Genomic DNA, 21,816 nt, shown 5'->3' with positions numbered 1-21,816 from the left:
AACAGCAGGATTGCTGAAATGGAAAAAGGGGGATTTGAAATGTCTGGGGAAAATCAATTATTAGCAAAAAAGATACTTGAACAGCTTGGCGGGGCCGAAAACATTGCGTCATATACACATTGCATGACCCGACTTCGTGTAACACCAATAGACGGAACGAGCGTTAATAAAGAAGCACTTAAAAAAATAGATGGTGTGTTAGGACTTGTTGAACAGGAAACATTACAAATTATTTTAGGCCCAGGTAAGGTTGGGAAAGTGACAGAAGAATTTGGCAAGCTAGTAGATGATTCAGGTGGCATCGATTTAAAAGAGCGTGCCGCTCAGAAAAAATCAGAGCTAAAAGAAAAAAATGCTACACCATTTAAGCTTTTATTGCGGAAAATTGCGAGCATCTTTATCCCGCTTATCCCGGCTCTAGTAGCATCCGGTTTAATCACAGGGATTACAAAGGCGATTGTTCAGGCAGGATGGCTGCCAGCAGAATCACAAACTGCGATTATCTTGTCAACGATCGGTGGCGGACTGTTTGCCTATCTCGGAATTCTAGTGGGGATAAATGCAGCGAAGGAATTTGGGGGTTCACCAGCGCTTGGAGGATTAGCAGGGATCTTAATAATAAATCCTGCTGTTGCAGGCATCAGTCTTTTTGGTACAGAATTATTGCCTGGCCGCGGCGGTTTAATAGGGGTTTTATTTGCAGCGATTTTTATTGCATTGGTCGAAAAGCGTGTGCGCAAGTTTGTACCGCAGTCACTTGATATCATTCTTACACCAACAATTGCTTTACTCATTACTGGTATTTTAACTTATCTCGTATTTATGCCAATCGGAGGAATTATTTCAGACGGTTTAACAAAAGGCTTGCTTGCCGTATTGGATATGGGAGGAATTGTCGCTGGATTTGTGTTAGGAGCAACCTTCCTGCCGCTTGTTGTTACTGGATTACATCAAGGATTAACACCGGTTCATTTGGAATTAATTAACTCTATCGGTGATGATCCATTGCTTCCGATTTTAGCAATGGGTGGTGCTGGTCAAGTTGGTGCAGCATTTGCCATTTATATGAAGACGAAGAAAAAACGTTTAAAACGAGCAATAGGCGGTTCTCTTCCTTCTGGGATCCTTGGAATTGGCGAACCACTAATTTTCGGAGTAACGTTGCCGCTAGGAAGACCTTTTTTAACAGCATGCCTTGGAGCAGGAGTCGGCGGTGCATTTCAGGCGTACTTTAATGTAGCAACGGTTGCAGTTGGTGTTTCAGGAATACCGTTAACATTCTTAGTTCATGCTCAACAGATCGTTTTATATTTGATTGGTTTAGTTATTGCTTATGCAGCAGGCTTCATCTTTACGTTTGTATTCGGATTTAATGATCGTATGGCTGGTGAATTTGAGTGATTGGTATCTCGTTTTATTTAAATGATCCAAAGGCTGAACAGAGGCTAATGGAAGCGGGCAAGAAAGGTGTGAAGCGGGCATTTACCTCGCTTCACATTCCTGAAGAAACAGGTGATCTTGCAAGCAAAGCCAAAAAATTGCTTGAAGTGGCAAGAGATTACGGGCTCGATGTATATGCTGATGTATCAAAAAAAACACCAAAGCACCTGGGAATTCAATCATTAGAGGACTTATCGTCGCTAGGTGTAGTAGGACTGCGACTTGATGATTTTTTTGATGATGAAACAATTCTTAAACTTTCAAAGCAATATCGGCTTGCGATCAATGCAAGCATTATCCTTGAAAAAGATCTGATTTCCTTATTAGAGAAGGGGATCAATGCGGATCGATTAATTGCTTGGCATAACTTTTATCCTCGCTGTGAAACAGGACTAGATGAAACGTTTTTCCAAAATCAAACGGCTCTTTTCAATCGCTATCATATTCCAGTGTATGCGTATGTGCCTGGTCGAGGGGAGAAGCGGGGACCGATGTTTGAGGGACTTCCAACGTTGGAACGCCATCGTTATCTGGATCCATTTGTTGCAGCTGTTGAGCTTTATCGTTGGGGTATTGCTGATGTGTATGTCGGCGATCCTGATCCTGGAGAGGGGCTGTTGGAACAATTGGTAAAATATGATGAGGACAAAGTGATTCCACTTCGAATTCAATCATCACGGCTCCAAGAAGGGGAATTTCGTCCGCGACCTGACTTTGCAAGAGATGTTCTGCGGTTAATGGATACAAGAAGTAAAGTAGCGGTTGTTCCTGACAATACAGTTGAGCGAACGTTTGGCAGCATCACCATGGACAATGACCTTTATGGCCGTTATCGCGGTGAAGTGCAAATTGCTTTAAGAGACCTTCCTGCTGATGAGCGTGTCAATGTAATTGGACAGGTAATGAAAGAAGATCGGCCGCTGTTATCTCTTATACAGCCAGGGCAAATGGTGTTTTTTAAGAAGATAACTATTTAAAGTATATGCAAAGGCTGTCTTGACCTTTTGGTTCAAGACAGCCTGTTTTTTTATGATGGAATTAACCTACCTCACTTTAACTGTTTTTAAGATATCAATCATATGCGGCATAATTCCCTCAGATTCTTCCTTGTTCAAGTAATGGATTGTAAATCTGATTAATTTTCCATCTACTTCTTTCACAACAATATTTGTTTGTGTTTTGGTATTTGAGCCATGTAAGAAGAATTCAGCATTTTTATAAAATGGATGGGCGATACGATCGGTTGAAAAGTCAGTTATTTCGTTTCCTTTTAAATAAGCCTTTGAATTTTTCTTAACCTCATTCACATTGGCATTAGCATTAAGCACTTCAATTCTAGAAAAATAAGCATCATTTTTCGTGTATTGGACGATAAATCGTCTTGGTTCTTCTGCATGAAAGGTGAAATCATTTTTTACAGTAACTCCAACTCTTACCCTTGATGCATCATAGCGGCCAGGGGCAGCCGTCACACCCCCATACTTTGCAACGATGAGTTTTTGACCACTCTTTATCGTATTGGAGGTTAATCCATTAATGGATTTAAGCTCATCAACTGTCAGCCCGTAATTTTTGGCTATCCGAAAAAGTGTATCGCCATTTTTAACTATGGCAGTTGTAGGAATGACTAGTTTCTTACCTGGATCACTCTTATTAGAAGATAGCTGATTTATAGATTTGAGCTGGGACACACTCGTCTTGTATTTTGTAGCAAGACTAAATAAGGTATCGTCTTTCTTAATGGTGATGGTAGTAGGAAGAGTAAGAAATTGGCCGGCATAAATGGTTGTAGAAGTCAGGTTATTTAACTGCATTAATTGGGAAACAGTTACATCATTTTTGCTTGCAAGACTGTACAAGGTATCTCCTTTAGTCAATTGATAGATCGTTGAGGCAGCTGCATGGTTATGGCCGAATACTGATACTGCAGCAAACCCTAATGTGATGGCGGCAAGTTTCAAAAAGTGAAACTTCTTTCTCTCCATAGTAATCCCCCTTTATATACGATAAAAAGTATTTCTTTAAACGTTTCTGTATTCCTTTATTTGACGAGGGGGAAAATCAAATAGTTTCAATCGAATATGCTAACTTAACATCGATTACCATGAAAAAAGCGTAAAACAATGGGGGGCACATTGTTTTACGCTTTTTGCTGATAGAATGCACAATAAAGGCTGTTTTTCATATTTTTAGTCGTGACTTTACAAGTTCTGATGAGTTATAATAATGATTATATAGAAATTCTTCTTTTTAAAACATGCTTATTAAATGTTTTACTCAACTATGCTTCATGACTTTCCTTTTTTAATTTCTCCAATACCTCTGGAGGGAATACTAGCCGGCATATGACTTTAGCTAGTTCATAGTAGTCTGTTTGATTGCCGCTTTCCTTTTGCTTTTCTGGTACTTGATCTGATAACACCATAATTGACCATGAAACGGTCTCTAAATCTAGGTCTTGCCATACCTTTCCTTTTTCTTTAGCCTTTTTCAAGCTTGAATAAATTCTGGCATGTATTTTTTTTCTAGCTGCAGAAATCACCTCAGCTAATTGAGAATCCTTCAATAACAATTCAGGTAATACACGGTGCAGACCTAATACTTCAAGATGATTGTAATGCTGCTCCAAAAGTGCGGCAAAAAATGCTTCTGGATTAACATTTGACCAGCTCGGTTCAGGAGGAAGCAGCTTTGCCAGTTGATCATCTAAAAGCGACAACATCAGCTGCCGTTTATCAGTGAAATACCTGTAAAATGTTCCAATTGCAACACCGGCATGTAATGCAATTTCTTTTGCGTTTGTTTGCTCATATCCTTTCTCAATAAACAGAGCACGACCGCTTTCAAGCAAAGCCTGTCGTTTCAATTGTGCCCGTTTTTGTTTTGGCAAGTAAGGATATTCTCCAACTAGCTGTTCATCTTCATGCTCAGACATAGGATCACCTCGGACTTATCATACCATAAAACAGCAAAACGTGAACTCGAGTTCATATTTATTGACATAGCTAGTAGTTGGTGTAATACTTGATTTATTATTCAATGATTCTTTGAATAAATTCATTTAAAGTGAAGGCTATGTTAAAGCTCAATGTGATTTTTGCACTTTGTTGATTGGAACGGATACACCAGACTTCTGCGGGAGAAGCGGATCAAAGAGAGACCCCGCAGGCGCACCCTCCGAGAAGGCTCCCAGACCGTCCGTGGAAAGCGAATGGATGTAACGGAAATCAACAACCAAATCTAAAAGTGAAAAAAGAAAATGGAGTGTAAGGCCAGGATGAAGGAAAATAATGTAGCTAAAGAAGGAGAGATGGTCCGCTTTAAGCGGAACGGATTGGTGATTTTGGGTGAAGTAGTAAAAGTAAGAGATGAAAGTGTCATCGTACAGATTAGCAAATCCGATGCAGAAGAAATAAATGTTGAAACACCATTAACTGTCGTTTCTCACAAAAACTATCAAATTATTAAAGACTAATTTAGCTAGGAAGGTGTGAAATTAGATGGCAACAGATATTCCAAAACAAATTGCTGTTAATTCAACTATTTCTTTAAAAGGGATTGTTAAGGCTATATTTAATGATACCGTCCATGTTCAAATTGGCGAGAAGATTATTGCCCTGCCAATTTCAGATAGCAATCTATTAAAAGGTGACCATGCGAAATAATGTTTACCGGCTCTTAATATCATATAGTAAAAGCAGCGGCTGATCCTTTAGATTAGCCGCTTTTATGTGTACGCACTTGGAGTTCGCAAGGGCTCAAGAGTCCTTGTGTAAGATATTTACAACTGCGTCAGATATAAATGGAAACGCGGTATACTGTCCTTTACGTACGGACGATTTCATGTATGAGAAAAAACTTTTTCAATGCATTAAAGAGGGAAGGAAGGATGAGTTTTTAAAGCTTTTTAAAATAATTCCAGATCGCGGGCAAATGGGGGTATTGTCTAAGAAAAGCCTATTACGGAACCAAAAAAATCTCGGGATTACCGTAATCACTTTGGCAACACGCGCTGCCATGGAAGGCGGCCTCCATCATGAGATTGCTTATACACTTAGTGATTTGTATATTCAAAGTCTTATGTTAAAGTAAATTACTGATTTTGGCACTATTTGATTGGAACAGATATGTGAGACTCCCGCGGAAAGCGAAAACCAGTAGAAAAATCAACATCCAAGTTAACAGAGACAAAGTCAAAAAAAAGGCTATCTTTAAATAGACAAAACCATCTATTTAAAGATAGTCTTTTTATCTAGCATTTTAAGATTTATAATAATCAAAATATCAGTAAAATAAAATTATAAATAAAACGGTTTAAGAAGATGGGAAATCCAAAATGGAGGAAGTATCATGAGATTTCGAAGCAGAGTTAAACATTATTTTAATAAATACGTAATTGAAAGCATTAAGCACAAGTTAATGGGAACCCTGCTTCTTGTCATGATGGTTCCGCTATTAATCTTCATGCTAATCTCAACTCATATTTCAAGGGGAACCGTTGAATCCTCAGAAATTAGCTCCAATCTTTCCCGCATGGAGCTTTCGAAGAGTTATATTGAAGAGCAAATGTACTGGTATAATGACTTTTTATTTTCAGCTCTTGTGGATGAAAAACTGGTGCCAAGTATAACGACAGTTGATAATATAAGCTCGATAAATGCATTTAATACACAGTCCTATCTAAAAGATAAACTATTTGGTTTATATAATGGGAGTGATGATATTTTATCCGTATCACTTGTTTCCTATGAGGATCATCGTCTATATAAAGTAGAAAAGAACGATTTTTATGTAAGCAATGATATAAGCTCACCATCGAATCAGAATCAGAAGGACGCTATATTCAATGTCGATCCAGCTACAGAAAGTTTTTCTTTAGCTCGCAATATCTATCGATTTGAGGACCAAAAGCTGGTTGGAAGACTTGAAATACAAGTTATGTTTTCATTTATGGACCATATAGCCGAAAACCTGCAAAGTAATGAAGAAGAGTCCGTATTGCTCCTTGATTACAATGGGAATTTGCTTTTTAATCCAGATCAGCTCGATATGAAGAGAGAGATCAGCAAAGACATCTCCAACGAAATCATTTCTTCGCAAGAAAGCCATTACCTGAAGAAGGATAAGAATTATTATTTCTTTCAGGAAATGATGAACGGAAAAATCATTTTATTAAAAGTGGTCCCGAAAGAAATGATGATGGTTGGAGCGGTTTATATTGGGCAATCTGGTTTAGTCATTCTTATTATTTCGATTTTCTTAACGGTTTTATTATCGATTATCGTCTCAAATCAAGTTGCCAAACCAATTGTAGCACTCTCAAAGACAATGGAACATGTGGAAGAAACGAACTTTAACGTTCAAATAAACGATAGACGTACAGACGAAATAGGGATTCTCCAAAGAAAATATAAAGAAATGATTGAACGGATCAGGGAATTGATCGAAAAGGATTATAAACGTGAAATGGAAAATCGCGATGCACAATTTCTTGCCCTTCAAGCACAAATTAATCCGCATTTTTTATATAACACACTGCAAGTCATCAGCGGGATGGCTTTGAAAAAACAGGCTAAAGACATGTATCAAATGACACAGCGTCTTGCGAACATGTTTCGTTATATCACAAATAAGCGCGGAGACTTGGTTCCTATTCGTGAAGAGGTTAGCCATTTGAAGAATTATTTATATATTCAAAAGGTTAGATTTGGCGAAAATATTTCGATCCACTTATTTGTTGATGAAGCTGTTAATGATGGCGTTATTCCATTATTATCCCTGCAGCCGATTATTGAAAACTCATTTAAACATGGCTTTGAGTCACAAATTGAAAAAGGAAGGATTAAAATTGATATTCAAAAAATATTTGATGAAATTGAAATAGTCATTGAAGATAATGGTGTGGGAATGTCAAGTTTTGTTTTAGATGAGATAAGAAGAAAGCTGCTGATCGATGAAGGGACACAAAATAGAAGTATTGGCTTAAAAAATGTTGATGCAAGACTAAAGCTTTATTTCGGAAACGAATATGGGATTGAACTATATAGTAAGGAAGCTGAGTATACAAGAGTGATTTTGAGATTGCCTTATATTCAAAGGGATGTGAATTGATATGAATACTTTATTACTTGTTGACGATGAAAGCTGGACCAGAGAAACTGTTAAAGCATTAATTGATTTCGACTCATTGGACATAACACATCTAATGGAAGCAAAAAATGGGGAAGAAGCCCTTGAATCCATTAAACGCAAACGACCTGATTTCATTATAACAGATATGAAGATGCCGGGAATTGATGGAATTGGACTGCTTGAAGTACTTGAAAGAGATTACTCAGATATCCCGGTCATCGTTCTAAGCGGCTATCAAGACTTTGTTTATACTAGACAAGCAATTAAATCACGTGTCATTGAATATTTACCAAAGCCTGTCGATGGAACGGAACTAAATAACGCGTTAGAAAAGGCTATGTATGAAAAAAGAAAATGGAAACAGCAGCAAATAGGTTTTCCATTATTCACAGGTAATCATCCTGAAATGGAGGAATTGATTAAACCCTTTCATCACACACTTGCTTTTTCCTTAAAGGAATTGAATGCCTCTGAGCTTTCCAATAGTATAGAGCGGTTTTTTAGCAAATTAAAGGATTCACACAAAAAAGATGAATCACTTATCTTTCACTTGCATCATGAATTTTTATTTCTCCTGAAGGAAGCTTTGAAGGAACACAAGCTTAGAATGGAGGATATCGGTTTAGATTGGGAGCAATTAAGGCATCTTTCAAACCGCACGATTGAAGATGAGCTTACAAACCAATTAAATATCGGCAAACAAATCATTAGTAAAATTGACGAAATTAGGAAGCAGAAAAACAAAATGAACTTGGAAGATATTAAGGACTATATTGATGATCATTCTGCGTCACCGAATTTATCACTTGAAATCATCGCTAAAACCTTTTTTGTCAGCAAAGAATATTTAACGACAGTCTTTAAAAAAAGATATGGCTGCAATGTGACTGAGTATATTATTACGACCCGAATGGAAAAGGCAAAAGAACTGATCAAGACTACTTCGTTACAATATAAGACAATCGCCGAAATGGTTGGATATGAAGATGTTTCTTATTTTTATCGCGTTTTTAAAAAATACTTTGGAACATCCCCGGGGACAATTCGGAAAACTTAAAATAGTCCAAATGTAAGCGTTAATATTTTCAATTTTATAACCAAGGCAAACAGATTATGATTAAAACAGAAAGGGGAGAATTACTAAATGAGAAAAGCGCTTACATTATTTCTTGTTTCCATTTTATTTGCAGGCTTGCTTGCTGGGTGTACAGCACCAGGCAGCAGCAGTTCATCTGGTGATGCAGGCGGAGGCGATGGAAAAAAGGTAGAATTAAAGGTCTTTATCGGACAGCCTCGTTTTAAGGAGCAATACGAAACATATATTGATCAATTTATTAAAAAACAAAAAGAAGAAAAAGGACGAGAGGTTACAGTTAAGCTTGAATTGCCAAGTGTTAATGAAGCAGATCAGTTATTAAAAACACGCCTAGCTTCTGGTGATAGTCCGGATGTTTTTGCCCTTCATGCTGTCAATGATATCCCGGTATATGATAAGGCAGGATATTTAGAAGATTTATCTGGTGAACCATTTGTGGAAAATCTTTATGACACAGTATCACCAGCGGTTACAAGAGATGGCAAGGTTCTTGCTGTACCTTTAGAAACACTTCAATGGGGATTCATTTACAATAAAGACATTTTTAAAGAGAATGGCGTAGAGGTACCAAAAACGCTCACAGAAATGAAAGCGGTTATAAAAACACTTGAAGACAAAGGAATTACACCATTCATTCGTGCTTATAAAGATTCATATATTCCACAGCTTTTCCTTCCTTTAACGGTTGGTGCTTTAGAAAGTACATCAAATAAAGGTTTTATCGACAGCATGAATGCCGGAGAAGGCTCATTCGCTGATTTAAAAGCCATGTTTGAGATCATTGACCTGGTTCATGCTCATGGAACAGATCGTCCATTTGAAGTTGGTCAGGATCAGGGAGCAGCAGCCTTTGCAAGCGGTGAGGCAGCAATGTGGGTTCAAGGACCATGGATGGCAGAGTCTATGCTTGCGACAAATGAGAAATTCAATTTTGGTGTGGCGGCTCTTCCAATCAATGACGATCCAAATGCTACGCTAATTAATTTAAGTACATCCACATCACTGGCCGTATCAAAAGTAAGTAAAGTAAAAGACGTAGCGAAAGATTTTGTAAACTATATTTTAGATGAACAAGATTCCAGTGCATTTTATGAGAGCTTAGGCTTTAACCCGATTTCTGAAGTTCATACATTTGAAACTTACCCTTGGTTAGAGGATTCGGCGAAATATGTGGAAGATGGAAAAGTGTATCAGGATCCGCTTATTCCAGCGGCAGTAAAATCGGCTTCTGAGAAATTACTGCAAAGCTACTATGCTGGCGATTCCTCTAAGGAAGACGTTATTGAGGGATTAGACCGTGCTTGGCAGGAGTATAACAAAGTGAACAAATAATAGATATGCATAAACAGTGAAAGACAGTTTTTTATAGACTGTCTTTCACTTAAAGATAAGATAATTTTTGATACTTAGGTTTGATGTCCAGCTCCACGCGCCATCGGTGAAGCAAGGACGTGCAAGTGCAGGCAAGAGATAGGGACGACCCTAGTTTTTGACGGCCTCTCTAGTGTGCAGTCAAAAAGGAATTGAAGGCAATGAACACCTTCTATTCCTATTTGCCTTATGCTTAGCGGCTTCTGCTTATCTTAAGAATCATAGAATGAAAGGAATGAAATCATGTGCCAGTAAAAGAATTGAATGTACCGAATGTACCTATAAAGGAAGCGGCAACGAAGAAAAAGCTTAAAACAAAAAGCAACCATTTAAGTTTGATTTTATTTGTCCTTCCAGCCTTTGCTTTCTATTTTGTCTTTCTGTTTATCCCAACGATTGGTGCAGGAGTGTATAGCTTTACGGACTGGAATGGATTAAATCCAACATTCAATTTTGTTGGATTCAGTAATTATATTGAGGCCTTTAGTGATGATCCAGCATTTAGACATTCCTTTTGGTTTACCTTGCGTTACACGATTTTCATGTTTGTGATTCAAAATGTTGCCGCATTGCTTTTAGCTTTATTAATAGAGTCACGAATGAAATCAAAAGGATTTTTTCGAACTATTTTCTTTATGCCAAATATGATTAGTTTAATCATAAGCTCGTTAATGTTTTCATTCATTTTTACCAATGTTTTTCCTGAGCTTTCAAAGCAGGCGATCTTCTCGATATTAGATCAGTCGTGGATTGGGGATGCCAGTGTATCTTTTTACTCAATTTTAATTGTTTCGCTTTGGCAGGGAATTGGCTATATGATGGTCATTTATATGGCAGCGTTACAAGGTGTTCCGAAACAATTAAAAGAAGCTTCGATGATCGATGGTGCAAATGTTTTTCAACGATTAAGACATGTTGTAATCCCAATGATTATGCATGCGATTACCATTTGTTCTTTTTTAACCTTAAATGGAGCATTTAAAGTATTCGATGTTGTATATGCTTTGACACAAGGCGGTCCGGGGACTTCTACTCAAGTAATGGCTTTGAATATTTACGAAGAAGCCTTTTCGAATAACTTCCGTTTCGGCTACGCTAATGCAAAAGCAATGATTCTGTTCCTCGTTGTATTGATTATTACATTGATTCAAGTGAGCATCTTAAAGCGCAAGGAGGTTGAAGCATGAGGGAGAACCGTGCAGTTTCATTTTCCATTAGCCTAATCTTGACTGTTTTTGCGGTTATTTCATTTTTTCCGATCTATATGGCCGTGATCAATTCTTTCAAAACACAAGGGGAAATCTTTAACTCGGTGTTATCGATGCCAAAGTCACTTTCACTAGAAAACTATATGGGTGTTTTTTCAGAGTTAAACCTATTAGGAAGTGGTTTTAATACATTGATTGTTACCGTGATTGGCCTTGCGGGGATTGTATTTTGCGGGTCACTTGCTGGCTATAAGCTTGCTAGAACATCAGGGAAACTTAGTGCCCTTATTTTTACGCTTTTCATTGCCTCTATGCTTGTGCCATTTCACTCGATCATGATTACCTTGAGTCAAATGGCAAAAATTCTTGGCTTCCAAGGATCACTTTATGGTCTTGGTCTCATTTATATTGGGCTGGGTGTAAACATGGCTGTGTTCCTATATCATGGATTTGTGAAATCGATTCCAAAAGAGTTGGAGGAAGCAGCGAAAATTGATGGCTGTAACGATTTTCAAATTTTTATTAAAATTATTTTTCCTTTGCTTAAACCGATAACGGCAACCATATTAGTATTGAATGTGCTCTGGCTCTGGAACGATTTCCTATTGCCATTGATTATGCTGACTGATGTCAATAATTATACGCTTATGCTTTCGATAAATATGCTGTTCGGACAATATGTTGCAGACTGGCCGAAGATCCTTGCTGCATTGGTATTAACGGCATTGCCTGTCGTGGTCTTTTATGCCTTTTTCCAGAAGTATATTCTTGAAGGCATTGCTGATGGCGCTATTAAATAAACGGATGAAAGGAAGAGAGGAAGTTGAAGCAATTACTATATGGTGTCGCTTATTATGACGAATATATGCCTTATGACAGGCTGGAGACTGATATTCAAATGATGAAAGATGCAGGAATTAATGTCGTCCGCATCGCAGAATCAACATGGAGTACGCATGAGCCGCAAAACGGAGTCTTTGATTTTACATCCGTTAATAGAGTACTAGATGCCATGCATAAAGCAGGAATTTCAGTTATCGTCGGCACCCCTACCTATTCAGTGCCGACTTGGATGGTAAAAGAACATCCTGACGTACTGGCTGTCACGAAGCAAGGTAAGGGGAAGTATGGAGCCAGACAAATTATGGATATTACAAATCCGACCTATTTATTTTATGCAGAGCGGATTATTCGAAGGCTGATGGAAAATGTAAAAGACCATCCAGCCATCATCGGTTATCAAATCGATAATGAAACGAAGCATTATGATACGTCCGGTCCAAATGTTCAGCATCAATTTGTGAAGTATTTAAATGAGAAATTCAATACAACAGATGCCTTAAATAAAGCGTTTGGGCTTGCTTATTGGAGCAATGATGTTCATGCTTGGGAAGATATGCCATCTGTTGTTGGAACCATAAATGGCAGCCTTGGTGCAGAGTTTTCTAAATTCCAGCGTAAGCTTGTTGATCAGTTTCTCGCATGGCAGGTTGAAATTGTCAAAGAATATCGCCGAGAAGGACAATTTATTACGCAAAACTTTGACTTTGAATGGCGAGGCTATTCATTCGGGGTTCAGCCGAACGTCAACCATTTTACTGCATCAGAACCATTTGATATAACCGGAGTAGATATTTATCATCCATCTCAGGATGATTTAACAGGAATGGAAATTTCGTTTGGCGGGGATATCGCCCGATCAACAAAACAGCAAAACTATCTTGTCCTTGAAACAGAAGCTCAAGCCTTTACGAACTGGACACCTTATCCAGGTCAGCTGCGTTTACAGGCCTTCAGCCATGTTGCCTCAGGAGCGAATATGGTTGCATACTGGCATTGGCATTCGATCCATAATTCGTTTGAAACCTATTGGAAAGGCCTTCTTAGTCACGACTTTCAGCCGAATCCAGTTTACAATGAAGCTAAAACAATTGGCGCTGACTTCAAACGATTATCACCTAAACTAGTAAATCTTAAAAAGAAAAATAGAACAGCGATTCTTGTAAGCAATGAAGCTCTGACGGGTGTTAGCTGGTTTAAATTTAATCAAAAATCCGAGTTGAATTACAATGATATCTTTCGATTAATCTATGATGAACTATATAAATTAAATATAGAGTGTGACATTATCAACCCGGATACCGAGAACTTAAATGATTATTCAATGATTATTGTTCCTTGTTTGTATGTCGCTTCAGATCAATTACTTGAGCGCTTAAATCAATATGTTGAAAAGGGCGGTCATGCCATTTTTACCTTTAAATCTGGATTTACGAACGAACATATCAAGGTTCGAACGTCTGCACAGCCAGGAATCATTGAAAAGTCTTGCGGAGTACAATACCAGATGTTTGTAGAGCCAAAGAATGTTAAGCTTTTGGGTAATCCTTATGGAGTGGACGAAAACCATAATCATCTTCACACATGGATGGAGCTGCTTACACCGACCACAGCAGAAGTATTGGCAACATATGATCATCCTACTTGGGGTGAATATGCAGCCATTACTGGTAATGAGTATGGAAAAGGATTCGCGACTTATATTGGCTGTATTGTATCTCCTGAATTGATGTCTGGAATTCTTGCACAAGCGCTAAAACGGGCAGGTATTTGGAATTCAGAACAGGAAATTTGCTTCCCGATGATTGTGAAGAGCGGAGTGAATGAACAAGGTAAAACGGTAAAGTTTATTTTTAATTATTCATCTGAATCCCAAGAGATGATGTATCCGTTTAAAGAGGCTATTGAACTAGTAACTGATAAAACATATATACAAGGGGATTCAATCTTATTAAAGCCTTGGTCATTTATGATTTTTGAAGTGAAGTAGAGGAGAGGGAGACATGGGAACGAGCTGGATTTCAACAACAAAGGAACATCTTTGGAAAAAACAACAACTGGAGCCTTCTTATGCAGGAGCAGCGCCGAATTTAATTGTAACCAATGAAACAAAACGCGTTATTGATGGATTTGGTGGTTGTTTTAATGAACTTGGTTTTGAAGCGCTGAGCCACTTGTCAGAAGAAGATCGCAACAAAGTTTTTGATGCGTTATTTTTGCCAGAGGGCGAGTGCCAATTCACAATCTGCCGCCTGCCTATTGGGGCCAGTGACTATGCGCTTGAATGGTATAGCCATAATGAAACACCTGAAGATTATGAAATGATCCATTTTAGCATTGAGCGCGATAAAAAATATTTAATTCCATATATCAAGGAGGCTTTAAAACGCTATCCGGATCTAAAGCTATTTGCCTCTCCCTGGAGCCCGCCAACATGGATGAAGTTCCCGAAAGCGTATAATTACGGAACACTCCGCTGGGAACCGAAAGTTCTGGAAGCATATGCGCTTTATTTTGTTAGATTTGTTCAAGCCTATAAAGAAGAAGGAATTACCATTCATCAAATTCATGTTCAAAATGAAGTAGTGGCCGATCAGAAATTTCCTTCATGTCTTTGGACAGGGGATCAGCTTCGCGAATTTATTGCTGATTATTTAGGACCAGCCTTTGAAAGACATGAGATTGATACTGAAATTTGGCTTGGAACAATTAATGCGCCTGAACCATGGGAAGAGTTGATGAAGGGAACAACCTCAGATTATGATGCTTATGCAAATACGGTGTTAAGTGATCCGATGGCATATCGCTATGTAAAAGGTGTCGGGTATCAATGGGCAGGCAAATATGCCATCCAACGAACAGTACAAAGCTATCCTGAAATAAAATACATGCAAACCGAGAACGAATGCGGAAACGGTGAAAATACATGGGCATATGCTCATTATGTTCATAATCTGTTTCGCCATTACTTTGTGAACGGAGCGAATGCCTATATTTATTGGAACATGGTATTAGAACCAAAAGGCAGAAGTACATGGGGCTGGGAGCAAAACTCCATGATCACGGTAGATCCAGAATCAAAGCAGACAAATTACAATCCGGAATATTACGTAATGAAGCATTTTTCTCATTTTGTTAAACAAGGAGCGGTTCGGCTTGAAACAATTGGTCCATGGACTGGCAATACAACTGCCTTTCAAAATCCCGACGGATCAAAAGTGCTTGTCGTTGCAAACCCGTTTAAAGATGCACGTGACCTGACAATCGAAGAAAATGGAGAAATTTATTCATTTACATTAGAAGCAGAATCTTTTCATACGATTGTGTTATAAGGGAATCCTTAGGTGGCCCTTCGATTTTTTATGCGATTTCGCCTTCAATTTTGAAAGGTAACTGAAATTCAATTACAATGAAAGAAAAGTAATCAGTTTCTATCGTTCAGGAGAATGAAGATGAATCATCAACAATTAGATCACTTCCTGCGAAAGCTGGATAATATTGAAAAAATCCAAATCGTCACCTATGAAAATGTAAATGATTATGATGGAAATGAGCTGGCCATTGAAAATGATAGCTCTATTCCCCGTTTACAGGAAAAGTATTTTTTTGATAAAGGCCCGATTAATATTAGCAAACACCACCGTTTTGCTGATATGCCGCTCCACATGCACACCTTTCTTGAAATAAACTATGTGTACTCAGGAGAATGCAGGCAAAAGCAACGGGAAAGGTGAAACTTATACGGGTGTTTTCGCTGAGGATGCTCACCAAAGTGGCATCTCTCACTGCTATCAACCAATTCACACAACTTAGTTAATAGCAACAAAGTTTGTGAAAACAGCCTTTTTGAAAAATGAAAAAGATTTATCTTAATTCTCTTATTTACAATGAAATCTATTATAATTAGATTTAGAAATAGTAGATTATAAAAACATGAAAAAGTCAGCAAATGCTGGCTTTTTCTCATAAAAGTTCAAAGTCAACCAATTAATAACACCTTTTTTAAACAAAATATCTTACTGCAGAAAAGAGGAAGAAACATGTACGAACACATCGTTACGTTTAAATTTAATGAAAATATCACGCCTGAAATAGAACAGGAGCTTCTTAAGCAACTAAAAGATTTTAAGGGGAAAATTCCTGGAATTTTAGAACTCACAGCAGGGATAAACATGACTGAAGAAACTGAACAAATACAAGGTTATACTCTCGGCTTACGCGTAACATTTGAAAGCAAACAAGCGCTTAATGATTATTTACCTCATCCAGTCCATCAAGCTTTTGTTTCCTCATTGTCTGGAATAATAGATAACGTCATTGTAGTAGATTATGAGATCTAACTATCACAATCTAAAAATCTAAACATATTGCCTTTTATTCGCGAGGCGGATCGTTTTTTGCGTTCTTTCCTTAGGAGTGACATAGATTTAAAAAATTCCCACATTATATGAGGTAAAGTGGGGATTTCTTTGCATTAGAATAGAAAGGAATATAAAGAGGCTCATAGCCTATTGCGAACTGTAAACTCCTTCCTTACATTCCTCTCTTCATTTTCTCTTGATATTTCACTGTAGGAAACATACCTTGCCATTCCCTTCTCATATAAATGAAGTATATCAAGGAGGTTAAAAGAGGAAAGGGTGTTTAAAATGAAAAAAGATTCGAATCTCATTAGGGAGCTTGCCGAATTAGATAAAAAGCATTTCCTTCATCCGACATCACCGATTCAACAACAACAAGAACAAGGGCCGTCCTTCATTTTTACAGAAGGAAAAGGGGTATATCTCCATGACCTTGCTGGAAATAAAGTGATTGATGGCATGTCCTCCCTGTGGAATGTTAATATCGGTCACGGGAGAACAGAATTGGGGCAGGCTGCTGCTGAGCAAATGTCAAAGTTGGCCTTTTCCTCCTGTTTTGCCACATTTAGCAATGAACCTGCTATTCGCTTGGCAGCAAAGCTAGCCGAGGTTGCTCCTGGTGATCTAACTGCCACGTTTTTTACTTCAGGGGGGTCTGAGGCCAATGATACAGCCTATAAACTGGCTCGCCATTATTGGATGTTAAAGGGACAGACAAGCCGAAAAAAAATCATTTCGCGTACAAAGTCCTATCATGGCGTTGCGATGGGGGCGACAAGCGCAACCGGCCTCAAGCCATTTAGGGATTTTACCAATTCATTAGCCCCGGATTTTCATTATGTCGATCACCTCTCATTACAATCTTTAAAGGACCTAATTGATGCGGAGGGGCCTGAAACAATTGCGGCATTTATTGCTGAACCAGTCCAAGGTGCTGGCGGTGTCCATATCGCTCCTGAATCTTATTTCAAGGAAGTTAGAAAGATATGTAATGAATACGGAATTTTATTTATTACCGATGAAGTGATTACTGGTTTTGGCCGGACAGGAACGTATTTTGGAGTGGATCATTATGATGTCACTCCAGATATGATGTGCTTTGCCAAGGGTGTGACCAGCGGCTATGCTCAGTTAGGCGGGGTTATGCTCTCCAAAGACATTCACCAGCAATTCATTGAGCTTTCTGAAGGCACGCTTTTACATGGATATACGTACAGCGGGCACCCGATGGCTTGTGCTGTTGCATTGAAAAATCTTGAAATCATTGAAAATGAACAATTAATGAAAAATGCTAAAGACATGGGGGAAGAAATGCTAAAAGGATTCCGCTCTATTCAGAGGATGAGTGAAATCGTTGGTGAAGTAAAAGGGCTGGGGTTAATGGGAGCGGTTGAACTTGTTAAAAATAAGTCCTCACGTGAAAAATTTTCAACGCCTTTAGCACCGGTTATTGTTTCAGAAGCTGCAAAGCGAGGTCTCATTTGCCGCTCAGTTGTTTTTGATGGCCAAGATACAATTGTCTTTGCCCCGCCTCTCATCATCAATAAAGAAGAAATAAAAAGCTTAATTGGCATTCTCTATGATTCGATTCATGCTATTGAACAAAAGCAGTTACATTGATCAGTTCAATTTTAAATCCACCCGCCTTTTTTGATTGGATGGTATCTTCAAAAGAGGCGGGTATATGATTTAATCACATGATGGCTAATATTGGTTATATTTTGGTTCTTTTAAGATGAATTTGGTCAAAATACTAAAGGTAATAACTAAATATTTAATATTTTTTTAAAAATATGGTGAACTTTTGGGTAGTTTTTGTTAATATGTAGGTAAGGTTCATGTTGCTTAGAGCTTTTGAATAGGTAATATAAACAAGAAGGGGTAGTCATGTTAAAAACAGAACGGATTGAACAGATACAAGAATATGTTTTAGTCCATGAAACAGTATCATTGGATGAGCTTTGTAAAGTGTTTAATGTATCAAAAAACACCATTCGCCGTGATATCCAGCAATTGGTTGATCGCGGAACGATTATTAAGGTCTATGGCGGAATTTCTGTCAATCATGCAACACTTACATCCTTTCATGAGAGACAAACAAGAAATGTACGACTAAAAAAGGCAATTGGTAAAGCGGCAGCAGATTTTGTTGAGGATGGGGATATTATCTATATTGACTCAGGTACTACTACATTAGAGATGGTGGACTATCTGCAACAGAAAAATGTGACAATCCTAACTAATAATCTGGATTTTATTTTCAAATCTTTTCCATACAACAATTTAAATGTCATTTCTGCTGGCGGAGTATTAGAGCGTAAAACCAAGTCTTTTGTCAGCCTGAAAAATCTGGACTTATTGAAATCATACAATATCAACAAGGCATTTATGGCATCTGCAGGACTTTCCATCACAAACGGTGTTACTCATTCATCACCTGTTGAAAATGAAATGAAGCAAACCGTTGTTAACAAAAGCTCAAAGGTTTATTTACTAGTTGATCATGAAAAGTTTGATCAATATGCGTTAATGACCTATTGTGATTTATCTGAACTTGACGCGATTATTACAGATCGGCTGCCAAGTGATGCCTATCAGGAATTTGCAAACAAGCATGATATCCAGCTTGTCATTTCTGACAAATTGAATTAACTTAGGATGTTAAGAAAACTTTTAAGCCTTTTTCAAACATATGGCTTAAAAGTTTTACTATATATAAACATGTTCAAGGAGGAAGTTATTTATGCCATTATTACGTTTTGATTTAATTGAAGGCCGAGATGAGCAGTCATTAAAAAAATTATTGGATACCGCCCACAATGCAATGGTGGAAGCATTTAACGTGCCTGAAAGGGACCGTTATCAAATTGTCCATCAGCATTCAGCCAATGAACTTATTATCCAGGATACAGGATTAGGTTTTAATAGAACAAATAATGTGGTGATCATCAGTATTGTAAGTAAAGCCAGAACAAAAGAACAGAAAAAAAGACTATATTCCCTGCTGGCAGATAGACTTGAAACGGAGTGCGGTATATCACCAGAGGACTTGATGATCTCAATCACTGAAAATGGAGAGGCCGATTGGAGCTTTGGTCTTGGCGAAGCACAGTTTTTAACAGGTAAATTGTAAATAAAATGACTTAGAAATTATTGATCTATTAATTTAAGGATACCTATTGAAAGCGTTTTATATAAATGGTAAGATTAAATCTAAAGATAGGATTACTTAGTTAGAAGTACTATCAAACTAATCTTATCAAAAAAATCTAACTATCAATGAAATCGATTGCAGTAAAATATACGTTAATTGCGAATAAGTGAACTTGGAAAGTGGGAATTTCTGAAAAAATTACCTTTAAAACGCTAAAAAGTATTGACTGAAAACGGTTTAACGATTAATCTGTAGAAGAAATCAGGAAAAGTGTATGATTGAATAGACAATTCTATTTTGTTTTTAAAACCACCAATGAAATCGATTGCAGTGACATTTCTTATCTTACTTATAAAAATAGGAGGAGATTGCAATGAGTAAATTGCTGCGCAAGCCTGTTCAAAAAGAGCTGGAACAAGGTGTAACACTTATTCATGAAGTAGCATCAGAAAATTCATCATTGGAATATGTCGGATTTAAAATGATTGACCTTGCTCCAGGTGCAACATATTCAGAAAAGCTGGGAAACAAAGAATGCTGCATTGTGGCCTTAACTGGGAAGATAAATGTTTCGGATGGAGAGGTCAATTTTGAAGAAATTGGTACACGTGAATCTGTCTTTGAAAAGAAACCAACAGACAGTGTTTATGTATCAAATGATCGAACGTTTAAAGTAGAGGCAGTAAGCGGAGCGCGTGTTGCTTTATGCTATTCGCCATCAGATAAGCAATTGCCGACAAAATTAATCAGTGCTGCAGACAATGGGGTCGAGCATAGAGGAACTGGAAACAACAAGCGTATGGTGCACAATATTTTACCAGATTCCGATCCTTCTGCAAATAGTTTACTAGTTGTTGAGGTATATACAGAAAGCGGAAATTGGTCCAGCTATCCTCCGCATAAGCATGATCAAGATAATTTGCCAGAGGAGTCATTTTTAGAAGAAACATACTACCATGAAATGAATCCGAAGCAGGGCTTTGTCTTCCAGCGTGTATACACTGATGATCGTTCATTGGATGAAACAATGGCTGTTGAGAGCGGTGACATGGTTCTTGTACCTGCGGGCTACCATCCAGTAGGTGTTCCTGAAGGCTACACATCCTATTACTTAAATGTAATGGCAGGTCCGAAGAGGATTTGGAAGTTCTACAACGATCCTGATCATGAATGGATTTTAAATCGATAAAAAAAGGAGCTGTTAGATAAAATGAATATTTATTTTCATGCTGATAAGGAATTCGATATTATTGCAATTGGTCGCGCTTGCATTGATTTAAATGCAGTGGAATATAACCGCCCAATGGAAGAAACCATGACGTTTTCAAAGTATGTTGGTGGCTCTCCTGCAAATATTGCAATCGGAAGCTCCAAGCTAGGATTAAAAGCTGGGTTCATCGGTAAAATTTCCGATGACCAGCACGGACGGTTTATTGAAAAATATATGAGGGATGCTGGAATTGATACGTCCAATATGGTGGTCGATACTGAGGGACATAAAACAGGTTTAGCTTTTACAGAGATTAAGAGTCCGGAAGAATGCAGCATTCTCATGTATCGTCAGGATGTAGCAGATCTTTATTTAACTCCTTCTGAAGTGAATGAGGATTATATTAAAAGATCGAAGGTTCTGCTTGTTTCAGGTACCGCATTATCAAAAAGTCCGTCTCGTGAAGCGGTGATAAAAGCCGTTAATCTTGCGAAGAAAAATGATGTAAAAGTTATTTTCGAATTGGACTATCGTCCATATTCCTGGGAAACACCTGAAGAAACAGCTGTTTATTATTCATTAGTTGCAGAGCAGTCAGATGTCGTCGTTGGGACACGTGATGAATTTGATGTATTGGAAAACAGAAAGACAGAAGGGAAAAACGAGGATACAGTCAACTATCTGTTTAAGCATTCTCCAGAGCTTATCGTGATTAAGCATGGTGTTGAAGGCTCATATGCCTATGCAAAATCGGGTGAAATTTTTAGAGGTTTGGCCTATAAGACAAACGTATTAAAAACATTTGGAGCCGGTGATTCCTATGCTTCAGCATTCTTATTCGCACTAATCACAGGTAAAGATATTGAATCAGCATTAAAATATGGCAGTGCATCAGCATCGATTGTTGTTAGCAAGCATAGCTCATCAGAAGCAATGCCTACAGTGGAAGAGATTGAAGAATTAATAGCTAAAAACGAGACAATTTCAATTTCATAGAGGTGAAG

At 37.9% G+C, this 21,816-nt stretch carries 21 protein-coding genes; 19 read left to right on the top strand and 2 right to left on the bottom strand.

Annotated elements, in window-relative coordinates; translation table 11 throughout:
* Positions 1-39: 39 nt before the first annotated feature.
* Together WQ54_RS22355 and WQ54_RS22350 are read left to right on the top strand one after the other, a co-directional pair.
* Positions 40-1,401, top strand: coding sequence for a PTS transporter subunit EIIC (locus tag WQ54_RS22355; RefSeq protein WP_046587532.1), 1,362 nt, complete (start codon positions 40-42; stop codon positions 1,399-1,401).
* Entirely contained in the window at positions 1,398-2,417 is a 1,020-nt protein-coding gene (locus tag WQ54_RS22350; protein WP_046587530.1) for a MupG family TIM beta-alpha barrel fold protein, read from the top strand. Before WQ54_RS22355 ends, WQ54_RS22350 begins: the two co-directional genes overlap by 4 nt.
* Positions 2,418-2,483: 66 nt before the next feature.
* Here WQ54_RS22350 and WQ54_RS32095 read toward each other — a convergent pair whose 3' ends face one another.
* Both WQ54_RS32095 and WQ54_RS22340 read right to left on the bottom strand, forming a co-directional pair.
* Positions 2,484-3,425: a LysM peptidoglycan-binding domain-containing protein gene (locus WQ54_RS32095; protein WP_052737920.1), complete on the bottom strand. Its 942-nt coding sequence runs from the start codon at positions 3,423-3,425 to the stop codon at positions 2,484-2,486.
* 296 nt (positions 3,426-3,721) lie between these two features.
* Entirely contained in the window at positions 3,722-4,375 is a 654-nt protein-coding gene (locus WQ54_RS22340) for a TetR/AcrR family transcriptional regulator (protein ID WP_046587528.1), read from the bottom strand.
* Positions 4,376-4,717: 342 nt separating this feature from the next.
* Here WQ54_RS22340 and WQ54_RS22335 point away from each other — a divergent pair, with 342 nt between their 5' ends.
* The 17 genes from WQ54_RS22335 (at position 4,718) to iolC (ending at position 21,808) form a co-directional block, all read left to right on the top strand.
* Positions 4,718-4,915, top strand: a complete 198-nt coding sequence (locus tag WQ54_RS22335; protein WP_052737919.1) for a DUF2187 family protein — start codon at positions 4,718-4,720, stop codon at positions 4,913-4,915.
* Between the two features lie 25 nt (positions 4,916-4,940).
* Positions 4,941-5,105 (top strand): hypothetical protein, encoded by a 165-nt coding sequence (locus WQ54_RS34365; protein WP_197089653.1) that lies wholly within the window; start codon positions 4,941-4,943, stop codon positions 5,103-5,105.
* Between the two features lie 178 nt (positions 5,106-5,283).
* Complete coding sequence (locus WQ54_RS22330) at positions 5,284-5,532, top strand: hypothetical protein (protein ID WP_046587524.1); 249 nt, start codon at positions 5,284-5,286, stop codon at positions 5,530-5,532.
* 258 nt (positions 5,533-5,790) lie between these two features.
* The gene (locus tag WQ54_RS22325; RefSeq protein WP_046587522.1) at positions 5,791-7,551 is read left to right on the top strand and encodes a sensor histidine kinase; all 1,761 of its coding nucleotides are present in this window, start codon (positions 5,791-5,793) and stop codon (positions 7,549-7,551) included.
* A gap of 1 nt (position 7,552) precedes the next feature.
* Positions 7,553-8,629, top strand: a complete 1,077-nt coding sequence (locus WQ54_RS22320) for a response regulator (RefSeq protein ID WP_046587520.1) — start codon at positions 7,553-7,555, stop codon at positions 8,627-8,629.
* 87 nt (positions 8,630-8,716) lie between these two features.
* Positions 8,717-10,000, top strand: coding sequence for an ABC transporter substrate-binding protein (locus WQ54_RS22315; RefSeq protein ID WP_046587519.1), 1,284 nt, complete (start codon positions 8,717-8,719; stop codon positions 9,998-10,000).
* A 374-nt stretch (positions 10,001-10,374) separates the two neighbouring features.
* Positions 10,375-11,226 carry a carbohydrate ABC transporter permease gene (locus WQ54_RS22310; protein ID WP_156178114.1) on the top strand — a complete coding sequence of 284 codons (852 nt, stop codon included), beginning with the start codon at positions 10,375-10,377 and terminating at the stop codon, positions 11,224-11,226.
* Positions 11,223-12,047 (top strand): carbohydrate ABC transporter permease, encoded by an 825-nt coding sequence (locus WQ54_RS22305; RefSeq protein WP_046587516.1) that lies wholly within the window; start codon positions 11,223-11,225, stop codon positions 12,045-12,047. Before WQ54_RS22310 ends, WQ54_RS22305 begins: the two co-directional genes overlap by 4 nt.
* Positions 12,048-12,070: 23 nt before the next feature.
* Positions 12,071-14,077: a beta-galactosidase gene (locus WQ54_RS22300; RefSeq protein ID WP_046587514.1), complete on the top strand. Its 2,007-nt coding sequence runs from the start codon at positions 12,071-12,073 to the stop codon at positions 14,075-14,077.
* A 13-nt stretch (positions 14,078-14,090) separates the two neighbouring features.
* Positions 14,091-15,419 (top strand): glycoside hydrolase family 30 beta sandwich domain-containing protein, encoded by a 1,329-nt coding sequence (locus WQ54_RS22295; protein WP_046587512.1) that lies wholly within the window; start codon positions 14,091-14,093, stop codon positions 15,417-15,419.
* Between the two features lie 120 nt (positions 15,420-15,539).
* Complete coding sequence (locus tag WQ54_RS22290; protein WP_046587510.1) at positions 15,540-15,821, top strand: hypothetical protein; 282 nt, start codon at positions 15,540-15,542, stop codon at positions 15,819-15,821.
* A 306-nt stretch (positions 15,822-16,127) separates the two neighbouring features.
* Positions 16,128-16,427: a Dabb family protein gene (locus tag WQ54_RS22285; protein ID WP_046587508.1), complete on the top strand. Its 300-nt coding sequence runs from the start codon at positions 16,128-16,130 to the stop codon at positions 16,425-16,427.
* A gap of 309 nt (positions 16,428-16,736) precedes the next feature.
* Positions 16,737-18,068, top strand: coding sequence for an aspartate aminotransferase family protein (locus WQ54_RS22280; RefSeq protein ID WP_046587507.1), 1,332 nt, complete (start codon positions 16,737-16,739; stop codon positions 18,066-18,068).
* 267 nt (positions 18,069-18,335) lie between these two features.
* Entirely contained in the window at positions 18,336-19,100 is a 765-nt protein-coding gene (locus tag WQ54_RS22275) for a DeoR/GlpR family DNA-binding transcription regulator (protein WP_046587504.1), read from the top strand.
* Positions 19,101-19,191: 91 nt separating this feature from the next.
* Positions 19,192-19,581 carry a tautomerase family protein gene (locus WQ54_RS22270; RefSeq protein WP_046587503.1) on the top strand — a complete coding sequence of 130 codons (390 nt, stop codon included), beginning with the start codon at positions 19,192-19,194 and terminating at the stop codon, positions 19,579-19,581.
* A gap of 394 nt (positions 19,582-19,975) precedes the next feature.
* A complete protein-coding gene (gene iolB / locus WQ54_RS22265; protein ID WP_046587500.1) occupies positions 19,976-20,791 on the top strand; it encodes a 5-deoxy-glucuronate isomerase in 816 nt (271 codons plus the stop codon).
* Between the two features lie 21 nt (positions 20,792-20,812).
* Complete coding sequence (gene iolC / locus WQ54_RS22260) at positions 20,813-21,808, top strand: 5-dehydro-2-deoxygluconokinase (protein WP_046587497.1); 996 nt, start codon at positions 20,813-20,815, stop codon at positions 21,806-21,808.
* Positions 21,809-21,816: the final 8 nt, after the last annotated feature.

The sequence above is a fragment of the Bacillus sp. SA1-12 genome (genome assembly GCF_000981385.1).
In the GTDB taxonomy this organism is placed as follows: domain Bacteria; phylum Bacillota; class Bacilli; order Bacillales; family Bacillaceae; genus Metabacillus.
Note: the sequence above shows the minus strand (reverse complement) of the source record. Positions and strands in the feature narration are given on the sequence as shown.